Source organism: Pseudoalteromonas sp. ECSMB14103 (genome assembly GCF_000813065.1).
Taxonomy (GTDB): domain Bacteria; phylum Pseudomonadota; class Gammaproteobacteria; order Enterobacterales; family Alteromonadaceae; genus Pseudoalteromonas; species Pseudoalteromonas marina.
The window spans coordinates 522,508-537,007 of record NZ_JWGY01000001.1 but is presented as its reverse complement, the minus strand read 5'-3'; the positions used below and the strand labels follow the sequence as shown (position 1 = coordinate 537,007).

The following is a 14,500-nucleotide window of genomic DNA, read 5'->3' as shown; positions in this document are numbered from 1 at the left end:
CCTCTCATTATTTACTTTCTAATAATGCTGCAATAACCGACTGGTTATCATTTTTTAGGAGTGCTTTTTGATCGCGTTTGTAAATATCATCTCTAAAATTAACGAGCTTGTTTTCATCCACCCACGCAGTCCAATAAACTAAATGAATGGGTAATGGCTCGTCCAAATAAAATGTTTGTGTGCTGTTTTCATTTCGTGCATCGTTAACTTGTGCCAATGCATGCTTTTCACCTTGGTGTTTAATTATTTCTTGAGCAAGTGAAAAAGGGTCTTCAATTCTTATGCAGCCATGCGATAACGCACGTCTTGTTTGGCTAAATCGCTGCTTTGCAGGTGTATCATGTACATATATAGCCTCAGGGTTAGGGAACAAATATTTTACTTCACCAAGGGGATTTTTTTCACCCGCACGCTTCACTAAAAAATGGTCAAATTGATAAGGCTTAATTGAATCCCAATCAATATTATTTGGGTTAACTGTTTGTGAGTCTATGTAGCTGTTTTTTCTGATTTCAATATTGTTTTTAACAAGGTAATCAGGATCTTCTGCTACTTTAGGGGCTATTTCCCTAGTAGCAATTGAAATAGGTATGCGCCACTCAGGGTTAACAACAAATTTTTCTATTTCGTCACTAAATGCCGGTGTTTCCCAGCTAGGTTTACCAACAATCACGTTGTTTTGAAGTTTTACATCACCTACTTTCACATAACGCAACTGATACTCAGGAATATTTACATACACGTACTGTTCATCGCTCGAACCGGCAAAGTTGGTAATGCGATAAAAGTTTAACTTTAACTTATTGAGTTTTTGCTCAGCTGAAATATTAAGTTTAGCAAACGTGTTTTTGCCAACTCGTCCATCAACGTTTAAGCCATGGCGATGTTGAAACTGCTTTACAGCGCGCTCAATATGTTTATCAAAAATGCACGGCGCTTTAGTGCATACGTTAGTGAGTAAATCTTGTTCTTGAAATAAACGCATAGCGAGTAAACTTACCGCTTTACTGTTACTACCTAGTTCAAGCAACTCGCTGGCGGGTAAAGAAATAAACCCACCGCGATTCACTATTTCTTGGTACCAATTAATCGCTTTTTCAGTACGCTTTATTAATTGGGCTGAGTATTGATCAAAGTAATAGCTATCTTTAGTTTGCGTGTAGCGCTGCGAGCTGTAGGTGGTCAGTGATGAGCTGGCAAGTAAAACACCATCAAGATCATCATTCGCGAGTAAAGGTGAAGCAAACATGCTTGCTAAGCTCACAAACAAAGCCCCTTTCAAAGTAGCTTTGTTTGTTTTGGTAAAACCTTTTTTTGTAAATAATCCCTTCACGGTGCGCCCCTCGCTAAATAGTGTTGATAAATGCATGTGTACTTGCCGTTTAATTATCAACGAGAGGTGCAACGTCAGTGCCAAAAACAAACTCAACACTAAGGCACTGAAAAGGTTAGGTTTATTAAAATAAAATCATTTCATTTAAGTTACAATACAAACTACTTGTGTAATAAATATACTCAAGTGTGTAAAGTTGCTATGTCGATTAATCGCTTAAAAACGCTAAAAAACCACGTTCGTATCTGCTTAAATACTTAGTCTTGCGAGGTAACGTAAGTGACTCACGCCACGCATTTTGAGCTGCTTCATCTTCTTTACACAGTGTAATTAAATCAGGGTGAACATAAGATTTGCGTGCTATTGCTGGGGTATTACCTAATTGCTGAGATACACAATCGAGCATGCTTTTTAAGGTAAGTGCGCCTTTGGCTTTAGCTAGCTGCTTAAAAGCAATAACGCTTGCTCGCCAGGTTCTAAAATGTTTTGCACTAAACTCCTCCCCCATTATGTGCTGTATATATTGGTTTATTTCGCTCGATGTTACGTTAGTGTGCTCACCTTCACTTATATACTGAAATAGATGTTGCCCAGGTAAATCTTGTAAGTCTTTAATTACATGGCTTAGTACTCTGTCAGTAATGCTGACCTCACGCTCTTTTCCAGATTTAGCTCGGTATTTTAACTGAATATTTTTCCCAGTCAGCTTTGCGTGTCGGGTGCGTAAGGTTGTAGCGCCAAAGCTTTTGTTTTGTTTTACGTTTCGCTCGTTACCGACTCTAAGTGCCCCTAAGTCCATAAGCCTAACAACCGCTGCTAATGTACGTTCTACATTTAACTCACTGCCTTGTAAGTCTGACTCCAAGCGAGCTCTCAATAAAGGAAGTTTATGGCCAAATACACCACAGGCTTGGTATTTTTTGGCTTCTTGCTGGGCTCTAAACTCTGGGTGGTATCGGTATTGTTTTCTCCCTTTACTGTCAAATCCTGTCGCTAAAATATGTCCGTTTTCTTCGGGGCAAAACCATGCGCTTTTATACGCAGGCGGAAATGCTAAGCCATTCAAACGCTCAATAACCGCTTCATCTTTTATTACTTTGCCAATAGGATCGAAATACTGCCATTGCTTTTTTTTAAGCTTTCGAGTGATACCAGGTAAATTATCATCCACATAAATTAACTTCATAATCACTGCACTCCGTTTTGATCAATGACAACCTATAAAACATTTAAACTAACATATTCAAATAACCTTAAACTGAACACTATTATTGATATACAATCAAAAATTAAGCAATAATGTTTAAAGTGCATACGTTATTGTAACTCTGCTGATATTCCCTTTTTTGGATGTGCTATTTATAAGGAGCATTTAATGGCTTTTGATTACGGATCAATCGATCTTGGACTAAAAAACCCTTTTAAACTAGAAGGTAAAGTAAAGGCTGTAAGAGGGCTGGTTGAGGCTGTTGTCGGTGTTAGCCTGTTAGTTACCGCATCTAGCTCTGTAAAAGACGATGCTACCGCAGGTTGGATTTTGATGATATTTGGCATGTTAATACTCGCGCTAGGTATTCGTACCTTATCTGGCGGTATATATGCCACACTTAAGTACTTTGTAGGTAGAAATCACCCTACATCGCTGGCGTTTAACTTTAGTAAATCGCAAACCTCAACTGCACAAGAAGAAAAAAACGAAGTAGCCTACACAGCACAAACATTAGAGGAAATGCTTGTTGGGCGCAAAAACAGTACGTTCAAAGAACCAAACGGCTTTTTATCTCGCTTACTACACAGCTTAATACCAAAACTATTATTTCTACCCTATCCAATACGTAATGTTGCCCAACGTTTATTTGGCTCATGGGTTAGCACGCTGGTTGCACTTATTGCTTATGCGTTGGTTGCATTTGTATCACTGTCAGGCTTTACAGGCGAAGCGGGAGAACTTGCTTTTCCGATATATAGCGCAATTTTAATGTTTTACGTGCTGTTTTCTTGGCGTTCGTCTGGTAAACCCATTTCACGAAATGCCGAAAAAAACATTGAAGCCTTGGGTACGGGTGCGCTTGCTAAAATCATTTCCTTATCGTTTATATTACCCATTGCTATAGGGCTTTCTATGTCGTGGCTAATGCAAGAGCAACGCATTAGTAAACAACAAATAGACAACTGGCTAGAACAATTACCTAGCCTTAATGCTGGGCTGTATTTAACAGCCATTATTATACTCGCTACACTAAGTTGCGCCCTTGTGTTTGTAATGATTAAAGCTCGTTTAAATATTGTGACCCCCACTGCCGAGGTATCAGAACTGAGAGAGAACTGGCAAGAGTCTGTTCATCCCGATGAAATTTTTATAAACCTTGATAATTTAGTGATGGCAAACCGTCGTTACAAAGAAGTACCTAATAGGGTTTACCGTGAGCTAGATCCTAAATTACAAGAGCAAATTGAAGGTAAAGGCGGCTTTAAAGGTGAAATGATTCAAGAAATTCAACCTAAACTGCACACAATGGATTTAGGTAAGCATTTTAGTCTTTCGCGTTTAATTGCGTTAATTAGCGGTAACTTGCTTTATATTGTAGCGCTTACTTTTACCGTATTGCTTGCCTACTCGTTTATTAATATTTACCACTATATTGATGCAGCAAATATAAATAGCATTGAGCAAGCGTTTAATAATCAAAATATTATTGAGTTTAGTGAACTGCTAATGGCAAGTGTTCACTTATTACTGATTGGTGTATTAATTAAAGCCTTTGCCCAGCTGCTAAGCAACAGTGCACACTTGTTTTTTGCCGAAATGCAATTTGAATCTTTACTGGTATATTTTAAATGCGAAGGCACATTTACTGAGTCAAAAATATCAACAGGTACAGGTATTCACGATAGCACTCGTTCAGAAAACACCTTAGTGCGCAGCAGCATAACACCTTGGGTGATTGTTTCACGTGTCGTTTCGACAACCTTTGCCGCAACAGGTATGAAAAACCTTGAGCATCCTCGCCATATTATGGAAATGCACAAAGATGAAGGTCAATTACAAGCAATCAAAAAAGATGTAATCGCCTTTTTGAAAGACCGCGAATCCATAGCCTCTATTACGAGTGAACGCGATTTAGGTAATGCATCTCAACTACATCAGTTGAATCAACAAACTCGCGCAATGCCTATGCAACCTACTCTAACTAAAGACGATGAAGAAGCCGCTGGCTTTTTACGTCAAGAAGACGACTTGGCGTCTGAGCCTAAAAACTAGAATTTTCAGATAAATGCCACCTGTATAATTGGGTGGCATTTTTTATTTACCTAAATATGCCCCACCGCTATGTAACGTCTAAATTAAACTAAAAGCGTGCAATAACATGATTAATATTTGATTAGCCCACAAAGCCCTTGCTTTATGTGTTAAAACACAAATAATGAAACATTAATCACAGGGTAAGAATGAGGAAAATGAGTTACATACTAACCACCCAATGTGCCGACGATGTGGGCTTAATTGCTAAAATCACCGGGCTTTGTCATCAAAATAACTTGAACATTACTCGTAATAACGAATTTGTAGACAAAGACGCCAAACGTTTCTTTATGCGCACTGAGCTGACGGGGCAACCACAAAGTGACTTTTTAGAGCAGCTACGCGCTTTATTACCTGAAGGCGCCAAACTTGCATTGCACGACGATGCAAAAACTAAAGTGGTGCTGCTTGCCACCAAAGAAGCACACTGCTTAGGTGGTATGCTATTAAAACAGTTTGAGCAAACACTTAATATTGAAGTGCTAGCTGTTATTGCTAACTACCCTGATTTAGAACCACTTGCGAAAGGGTTTGGTGTGCCATTTCATGTGGTATCGCATGTTGGGCTAAGCCGAAGTGAACATGACCAACAAGTAGGTGACTTAATTGCTAGTTATAACCCAGATATTATTGGTTTAGCCAAATATATGCGTATTTTAAGCCCTGAATTTGTAGGCCGATTTGACGGTAAAATTATTAATATTCATCACTCTTTTTTACCCGCATTTATTGGTGCAAAACCGTATCATCAGGCATTTGAGCGCGGCGTAAAAATTATTGGTGCAACGGCTCACTTTGTAAATAATGAATTAGATGAAGGCCCAATTATTTTACAAGACGTGACAAGTGTGACTCACGCTAACACAGCTGAAATGATGGCAAAAATGGGTAAAGACGTTGAAAAAACGGTTTTTTGTAAAGCGTTGCAACTCGCTTCAGAGCACAAGCTATTTATAAATGGCAATAAAACCGTTGTATTTAGCTAGGACGCGTTAACCTTTGTGGTTATACCACGTTCATTTTAATAAAAAAGCCAGCTAAGCTGGCTTTTTTATTGTTCGCGTAAAATAAGTAATTACGGTGTGTAATACGTAGGAGACTCAGGCCCTACAGGCATACCCAGTAAAAATACCCAAACATAAAACAAAATAACCCAGCCAATAAAAAATACAATACTGTATGGCAGCATGGTAGCAACCAGCGTACCTATACCCATGTCTTTTTTATACTTAACAGCCACGGCAAGTATTAAACCAAAATAACTCATCATCGGGGTTATCAAGTTTGTTACCGAATCACCAATACGGTAAGCGGCTTGAATTGTTTCTGGCGCGTAGCCTATTAACATAAGCATAGGAACAAAAATAGGCGCTGTAATAGCCCATTGTGCTGACGATGAGCCTAAGCTTAGGTTTACTAACGCACACATTAAAATAAACAGAACAAATACTTCAGGGCCTGTCAGGTTTAAAGCTTGCAAAAGCGCCGCACCGTTTATAGCTAAAATGGTGCCTAAATTAGTCCACTTGAAAAATGCGACAAATTGCGCCGCAAAAAAGACTAGCACAATATATAACCCCATTGAGCTCATGCTTTTACTCATGGCATTAATAACATCTTTATCGTTTTTCATAGTGCCAACAACACGGCCATACACAAAACCAGGAATACTAAATGTCACAAATATAATAACCACAATCCCTTTTAAAAAAGGAGAACCCGCAACTTCACCGGTTGCAGGGTTTCGTAAAATGCCATCGTCAGGAACGATGGTCCAAGCAAGTAATAAAGAAACTACTAATAAAGAAACGCCAGCCCATTTTAGACCCGATTTTTCTTGTTGAGTAAGGGTGTCTATGCTGTTTTGAGACAGATCAATACCGGCTTCGTCTGGGTTATATTTACCTAAACGTGGCTCAACTATTTTTTCAGTCACCAAAGTACCTAGTACTGAAATTAATAGCACCGATATCATCATAAAATACCAGTTTGCCTCTGCGCCAACAACATAGGTTGGATCGATCATTTGAGCCGCAGGAGTTGTAATACCAGCAAGAAGTGGGTCAATAGTTCCTAATAATAAGTTAGCACTATAGCCACCCGACACGCCTGCAAATGCAGCGGCAAGGCCAGCTAAAGGGTGACGTCCTAAACTGTGAAAAATCATCGCTGCGAGTGGAATTAAAACCACATAACCTAGCTCTGAGGCGGTATTAGACATAATAGCGGCAAACACCACCATAAACGTAACTAAACGTTTAGAAGCGCCCATTACCATGCCTCGCATGGCTGCAGAGAGCAAACCCGAGTGCTCAGCAACGCTTACACCAAGTAGTGCAACCAACACGGTACCTAAGGGTGCAAACCCCGTAAAGTTTGTGACAAGCCCAGCCATAATGCGCTGTAAACCTTCAGCGCTTAATAAGCTTACGACTTCAATAACGCCATCAGCGTCGCGCCCTGGCGCACCTACCGGGCGAGGGTCTATCGCACTTAATCCAAACCAATCTGCAATACCGCTAAACACAACAATTGCCACAGCAAATATTGCAAATAGTGTAATTGGATGAGGCAGCATATTGCCTAAAAATTCGACGGTGGCTAAAAACCGATTAAACAACCCCTTATTTGGGTTGTTGCTAGGTGTGTGTGTGGAGTCTGTCATACCCTGCTCTTAAAGTTATAAAATTGCCGTAACCTAGCATTATTTGTAATTTAGATCATGTATAAAAGGTGAATGGTTTGTGAGTAAAGCTAAATAACACAAAAGCAGGAATATGTTGACCTTTTGTAATTAATTACGCCGTTTAATGTTAGACAAAGCAAAAGGGATAGGTATTAAGCGTGTTTTTCATAAGTGAAAGATAAAAAAGCATAAGTGCTAAGCAGACGCTGCCTAAAGGGGTTAACCTACGCCTGCCCTAAATTAAATGCGTTTCAGATCATAGCCGTCAATATGCCCATGCGCTAAAATGCCAATTAAAAATAGCGGGTAAAATATAACGGTAATAAATCGCTTCAAAGCCCTTAAACTATTATTGAGCTGGCTCAATAGGCTCTAGTTGTAATTTAGCAGCGATCAGTACGGCTTGCGTGCGGTTATAGACACCGAGCTTTCTAAAAATCGCGGTAATGTGTGCTTTTACTGTTGCTTCTGAAATATGCAACTCATAAGCAATTTGCTTATTGAGTAATCCTTCATGCAAATATTGTAAAACGCGGTATTGCTGAGGTGTAAGAGAAGCGACTTGCGCTGCAATTTCTCTGTCTTCACCTTCAATTTCGGCTACTTTGTTTTTAAGCTCTTTTGGCAGCCATGTATCACCTTCAAGTATTTGGTTAATTGCATTGGCAATATCGTCCGATGACGATGATTTGGGAATGAACCCCATAGCACCATAACCCATGACTTTAGAGACAATATTAACATCTTCACTGCCTGAAACCACAGCAATCGGTAAACTTGGGTACTCTTCTCGGATACGAATAAGACCATACAAATCACCATTACCTGGCATATGAAGGTCTAGCAGTAATATATCAAGATCTTCTTGCTCGCTTAGCACTTGCAATGTGCTATCAAAATCTGACGACTCGAATACTTCTAGCCCTTCAAATTTTACGCTCAGTGCGCCCTTTAGTGCTTCACGAAATAACGGATGATCGTCCGCTATTAAAAACTGACTCATGGTTCACTCCTAAAAATTCGGCTGATACTTATTACTAAGTAACAGCCGATATACTACGTTTAGAATTAACTTGTAATCAAGCTTTTAACGCGTATTTATCGATTTAATCGATTATCGATAAGTTCATCCACTACCGACGGATCAGCAAGGGTTGACGTATCACCCAATTGCTCGTGCTCATTGGCAGCAATTTTGCGCAAAATTCGACGCATTATTTTACCTGAGCGTGTTTTAGGTAAACCCGGAGACCATTGAATCATATCTGGAGAAGCTATTGGGCTGAGCTCTTTACGAACCCAATTACGAACCGCTGTTGTAAGCTCATCACTCACCGTGACCCCTTCGTTAGGCGTAATATAAACATAAATGCCTTGGCCTTTAATATTATGCGGGTAACCTACTACTGCAGCCTCTGCCACAGCTTCATGGGCAACTAATGCGCTTTCTATTTCAGCAGTGCCTAAACGGTGCCCCGATACATTGAGTACATCATCAACACGCCCTGTTATCCAGTAATAGCTATCTTCATCACGACGACAACCATCACCGGTAAAGTAAACGCCAGGGTATGCACTAAAGTAAGTTTGTTCAAAACGCTCATGGTCGCCATAAACGGTACGCGCTTGTGATGGCCAGCTATCTAAAATAACTAAATTACCGTCAACCGCGCCCTCTAGTGTATTTCCCTCTGCATCATAAAGTGCCGGAGCAATACCAAAAAATGGATGGGTTGCAGAACCCGGCTTCGTGTCTGTAGCACCAGGTAGTGGCGTGATCATAATGCCACCTGTTTCTGTTTGCCACCAGGTATCCACAATTGGACAATTAGATTTACCTATACTTTCGTAGTACCAGTTCCATGCCTCTGGGTTAATTGGCTCACCTACGGAACCCAAAATACGTAAACTATCGCGATGTGAAGTTGCGGTAGGCTCATCACCTTTGGCCATTAATGCTCGAATCGCTGTAGGCGCAGTATATAAAATAGTGACACCATGCTTATCAACCACCTCACCCATTCTTCCTGCGCTTGGGTATGTAGGTACGCCTTCAAATACAACTTGTGTACACCCATTCACCAGCGGTCCGTATGCAATATAACTGTGCCCAGTGATCCAACCTACATCGGCACTACACCAATACACATCATCATCTTGTAAATCAAATACGTACTCGTGAGTCATTGACGCATAAACTAAGTAACCGCCAGTTGTGTGTACAACCCCTTTAGGTTGGCCTGTTGAACCTGATGTATACAAAATAAATAGCGGATCTTCTGCGTTCATTGGCTCTGGTTCACACTGTGCTGGTAAGTCAGCGACTAAGTCGTGCCACCAAATATCGTGATCGTGCCAATCAACTTCACCACCTGTTAACTGATGTACAATCACGTGCTCAATAGTGGTTACAGAATCTTGTAATACGGCTTCATCAACATTCGCTTTTAATGGCACGCAGTTACCTGCACGTCGGCCTTCATCTGATGTAATGACCACTTTAGCACCAGAGTCTTTAATACGGTCAGCGATTGCCGAAGGTGAAAAGCCACCAAATACAACTGAGTGAATTGCACCAATGCGAGCACACGCCTGCATAGCGTAAATAGCCTGCGGGGTCATTGGCATGTAAATAGCAACTCGGTCACCTTTTTGCACACCTAGCTTTTTTAAACCATTAGCAAATTTGGCCACTTCGTCGTGTAATTGCTGATACGTAATGTTTTCGCTTTGTGACGGGTCATCACCTTCCCAAATAAGTGCAATTTTATCGGCTTTGGTTTTTAAATGACGATCAATACAATTATAAGAGGCATTTAAGAATCCATCTTCATACCATTTGATACTGATGTGCCCTTTATCAAAAGAGGTGTTTTTAACTTTAGTATAAGGAGTAGACCAATCGAGGCGTTGCCCATGCTCTCGCCAGAAGCTTTCGGGGTCATTAATTGACTGCTGGTACATCGAATTATATTTATTTTTATCAACGAGTGTTGTGTCTTTTATATGATTAGGAACAGGATAGATACTTTGTGACATCTTAGTCTCCGTTTAAATTACTTGCCTTAGGCTCTTAACAAGGATTACTCAGCAGTGCTTTATTAAGTATTAGACCTTAGTTGTACTCGCCTCCATATTACTAATTTGTACTATATAATTAATAAGCTTAAATATTTTTACCTAAACAATACATGATGTTAAATAAAAGTAGCAAAAGATTACTTCACTGTTAAACCTTAGTCTTATAGACCAATAGATAATTGAGTAAACACTGCACATATCTAAAGTATTTGTGTTGAACAATTAAGCAAATCTAAAAACTATTGCATGCATTGTTTAAAAATTAAAAAAATATTTATTAACACTGAACACACTTACACTATTTATTTTTATTCGTAATTTATACCTGTAGCAAGTATTGGCAAAAACGAGTAAAAAATTATAAACAACAAGTAGCCTAAACAAGGGATACCAGTATGAAAATAACTCCATTAAAAACACTCGCAGCAAGCGCTGTTTTATGTGCACTATCAAGCACTACTTATGCGGCTACAGCTGCAAAGATTGGTGACACAGAGTTCACTTACGGCGGATATATTAAACTCGACACGATGTGGAGTGATTATTCAGCGGGTGCCTCTGCTGGTACAAGTGTTGGTCGTGACTTTTATGTACCGAGTACTTTAACTGTAGGTGATGATGACAGCTCAGACGCAGTGTTTGATATGCATGCGCGTCAATCGCGTTTTAATTTTGGTACGTCGACCTTGCTAGATAACGGTAAAAAAATTAACAGCAAGATTGAAATTGATTTTCTTGCCTCAGCCGCAGGTGGTAATGAACGCGTATCAAACTCTTTCGCTCCACGCATCCGCCACGCTTTTATAACCTACGACGGATGGTTATTTGGCCAAACATGGTCAAACTTTCAAAACGTAGGCGCTCTTCCTGAAACGTTAGACTTTGTAGGCCCTGCTGAAGGCACAGTGTTTGTTCGCCAAGCTCAAATTAAATACACAACAGGTGCGTGGTCTTTCTCATTAGAAAACCCTGAAAGCACAATCACAACAACAGGCGGAGCACGCGTTGCAACTGATGATGCGTCGCTTCCTGATTTTACCGCACGATACACACACAAAGCAGACTGGGGTAACCTTGTTGTAACCGCACTTGCTCGCCAATTAACGTATAAAGTGGGCGGTATTGATGCTGATGAAACGTCATTTGGCGTAAGTGCATCGGGTATGTTTAAAGTAGGCGACGACAACATTAAATTTATGCTGACACAAGGTAAAGGTTTAGGCCGATATGTAGGTTTAAATGTTGCTCATGGTGCCGTACTCAATGGTGATGAGTTAGATGCAATCGACTCAACGTCTGGCTTTGTTGCTTATCAGCATAAATGGAGCAGCCAATGGCGTTCAACATTCCTTTACTCATTCTTTTCAGCTGACAACAACACTGATTTGTTGAGCATTTCAGGTGATCCTACTGAATCAACGCAAAGCTATAGCGCAAATATTTTATACTCTCCGGTTAAACGCCTAACATTTGGTGCAGAGTTAAAACATGCTGAGAGAGAAACTCAGAGCGGTATTGATGGTGATTTAGACCGCTTACAATTCTCTGTTAAATACGCTTTTTAGTTTAAAGTCTACTCCATAAATTAAGCGGCTTAGGCCGCTTTTTTTTATGCGTATAACTTTAAATTTGGTTAATAAACCTCTTAATTAAACCCTACATAATTTTAAAATAAACCTAAGGGTATTAATTAAGCTGGCCCAAATTAGTTAAAAGATAAACAAACCACAACAATGCAATTGCAAATCAATATCATTTAGATTAGCATAAGTTCCAATTTTTTAACGAACTGGAACCGATATGTCGTCCCCTACTATTTTGCGTTTGTCTAAACTAAGCATTGTTACTTCTTTAATTTTATCTGGAAATACGTTTGCGCAGGAGTTAAAAACTAACAACGAGTCATTAGAGAAAATAGCCGTATATGGCCAGCATCATAAAAACTACATTACCGAAGATGCGCAGTCTGCAACTAAATTAGGCCTTTCAATAAAAGAAACCCCGCAAAGTATTTCGGTTGTTTCGCGCGCATTAATGGACGATTTTTCGTTAGATGATATTAACTCCGTTCTTGAAAGCACACCCGGTGTAACGGTGGAGCAAATTGAAACAGATCGGACTTACTTTAAAGCCCGTGGATTTGAAATCACAAACTTTCAAGTAGATGGCTTGGGTATTCCACAAAGTTCGGGGTCAATTCAAGGCTCACTAGATACCTCTATTTACGACCGTGTTGAAATTGTTCGTGGGGCTAACGGTTTAATGACCGGTGCAGGAAACCCTTCTGCAACAGTGAACATGGTACTTAAAAAACCGACCTACATAACACAAGCACATGCATCGGTATCTTATGGCTCATGGAATAACAAACGACTAGAGGTTGATGTTTCGACTCCAATAAACGATGAGCATGCTGTACGCGCGGTATTTACTAAGCATAAAGCAGAATCTTACTTGGACCGTTACGAAACTGACAAAACAATAGGTTACTTAGCCTATGGAGGTAAATTAACAGATGATACAACGCTAAGTCTTAACTACGTTAATCAACAAAAAGATGCTGATAGCCCTCTTTGGGGAGCATTACCCCTTTACTACACTGATGGCTCAGCCACTGATTACGATGCATCTACTAGTACTGCATCAGATTGGTCATACTGGGACAACAGTGCTGAACAGGTTTATGTAACGCTTGAGCAAAACTTATCAGCAACTTGGGTAGCAACCGCCCGTTATGCACATATTGAAAACGAGCAAGATTCAGAGCTTTTTTATGTTTATGGCACACCCGATAGAGAAACAGGCCTAGGTCTTACTGGTTACGCAAGCCGTTATGATTACGAGGATAAACACGACCTGTTTGATTTATACGCTAGTGGTAAGTTTGATTTATTTGGTCAAGAGCACGACCTATCATTTGGTGTAAGCCAAGCAAACATGGATTATAACGAGCAGTCACTCTACGATTACACAACGGGTAATGGCTTTCCTGCCATGCCATCGCTTGATACATGGAATGGCGTAGCGCCAGAAGCAACACTTGCAGATGGTTTAAACGGCAGTGATATTGAAAACAAGCAGCAATCTGCTTATATATCTACTCGCATAAAACTAAGTGACCCACTAAGTGTGCTTGCAGGTGTTCGTTACACCGACTGGGAAACAAAAGGCACTGCATATGGGGTAGTACAAACACGAGATGATAGTGAAGTTATTCCTTATATTGGTGCGGTTTACGACTTTACAGATTCACTCTCAGCCTACGCAAGCTATACCGAAACATTCGTGCCACAAAAAGAGCTGGATATAAACGCTGAGCAACTTGCCCCCATTACTGGCAAAAGTAGCGAAATAGGTTTAAAAGCACAGCTTTTAGAAGACCAAGTGTTTTTAACGTTGGCGTATTTTGATGCTAAACAGGAAGGCCTTGCAGTTGCACTACCTGATTCATTACCGAGTGATACGCGCTACTATGCTGCTGATGGCATTAGTAGTGACGGTTTTGAGGTAGAACTAAGCGGTAAACTTACTGAGAGTTTAAGCACTAGCGTAAGCTTTAGTAATCTAAGCATTAAAGGTGACGATTTAGTAAAAGACTACACACCAGAAAATCAATTAAAACTTGCCGCTACTTATCAGGTACCGTTTTTTGAAGGCTTAACATTTGGTGCAAACTATCGCTGGCAAGATTCGGTGAGCCGTGTACAAGTCTTTGACGCAACGGGTACAGCACTTGTAACAACAAACCAAGGTGCTTATGGTATTCTTGATTTGATGGCCAACTACAAGATTACTCAAAACGTAGGTGTTACTTTTAACGTAAATAACACCACCGACGAAAAGTATTTGCATAGCTTATTTTGGGCGCAAGGTTACTATGGCGCGCCGCGTAACTATGCCTTATCTGTTAACTGGCAACTGTAAAGTTAATTATAAGTATATTTTAATCACACAATTTAAACGACACAGTGTCTGTGTCGTTTTTCATTTTTAAAACTGTAGTTACAAAACCGCCATAGTGTTAATACAGTAAACCCAATACTATTAAGGCTTTATAACCTAAAAACAGCACGTTTAGTTAGGTGAATTAGTAACG

General features: G+C 40.0%; 9 protein-coding genes. 4 read left to right on the top strand and 5 right to left on the bottom strand.

Going from position 1 to position 14,500, the window contains the following annotated elements; translation table 11 throughout:
* Positions 1–7: 7 nt before the first annotated feature.
* Together RF53_RS02420 and RF53_RS02415 are read right to left on the bottom strand one after the other, a co-directional pair.
* On the bottom strand, positions 8–1,369 hold the full coding sequence (locus tag RF53_RS02420) for a L,D-transpeptidase family protein (RefSeq protein ID WP_052242854.1): 1,362 nt from the start codon (positions 1,367–1,369) through the stop codon (positions 8–10).
* A gap of 172 nt (positions 1,370–1,541) precedes the next feature.
* Positions 1,542–2,519: a DNA topoisomerase IB gene (locus RF53_RS02415; RefSeq protein ID WP_039036527.1), complete on the bottom strand. Its 978-nt coding sequence runs from the start codon at positions 2,517–2,519 to the stop codon at positions 1,542–1,544.
* Between the two features lie 189 nt (positions 2,520–2,708).
* On the opposite strand from RF53_RS02415, the gene RF53_RS02410 reads away from it, so the two are divergent.
* Positions 2,709–4,595, top strand: coding sequence for a hypothetical protein (locus tag RF53_RS02410; RefSeq protein ID WP_039036526.1), 1,887 nt, complete (start codon positions 2,709–2,711; stop codon positions 4,593–4,595).
* A gap of 197 nt (positions 4,596–4,792) precedes the next feature.
* Complete coding sequence (gene purU / locus RF53_RS02405) at positions 4,793–5,623, top strand: formyltetrahydrofolate deformylase (RefSeq protein WP_010555843.1); 831 nt, start codon at positions 4,793–4,795, stop codon at positions 5,621–5,623.
* Positions 5,624–5,712: 89 nt separating this feature from the next.
* Here purU and RF53_RS02400 read toward each other — a convergent pair whose 3' ends face one another.
* The 3 genes from RF53_RS02400 to acs form a co-directional block, all read right to left on the bottom strand.
* Positions 5,713–7,302, bottom strand: coding sequence for an AbgT family transporter (locus RF53_RS02400; RefSeq protein WP_039036525.1), 1,590 nt, complete (start codon positions 7,300–7,302; stop codon positions 5,713–5,715).
* Positions 7,303–7,672: 370 nt separating this feature from the next.
* Positions 7,673–8,326, bottom strand: a complete 654-nt coding sequence (locus tag RF53_RS02395; RefSeq protein ID WP_039036524.1) for a response regulator transcription factor — start codon at positions 8,324–8,326, stop codon at positions 7,673–7,675.
* 95 nt (positions 8,327–8,421) lie between these two features.
* Positions 8,422–10,362 carry an acetate--CoA ligase gene (gene acs / locus RF53_RS02390; protein ID WP_006791969.1) on the bottom strand — a complete coding sequence of 647 codons (1,941 nt, stop codon included), beginning with the start codon at positions 10,360–10,362 and terminating at the stop codon, positions 8,422–8,424.
* 437 nt (positions 10,363–10,799) lie between these two features.
* Between acs and RF53_RS02385 the strand changes: the two genes are divergently transcribed.
* A complete protein-coding gene (locus tag RF53_RS02385) occupies positions 10,800–11,969 on the top strand; it encodes a DcaP family trimeric outer membrane transporter (RefSeq protein ID WP_006791968.1) in 1,170 nt (389 codons plus the stop codon).
* Positions 11,970–12,204: 235 nt separating this feature from the next.
* On the top strand, positions 12,205–14,328 hold the full coding sequence (locus tag RF53_RS02380; protein ID WP_039036523.1) for a TonB-dependent siderophore receptor: 2,124 nt from the start codon (positions 12,205–12,207) through the stop codon (positions 14,326–14,328).
* The last annotated feature ends 172 nt before the right edge of the window (positions 14,329–14,500 follow it).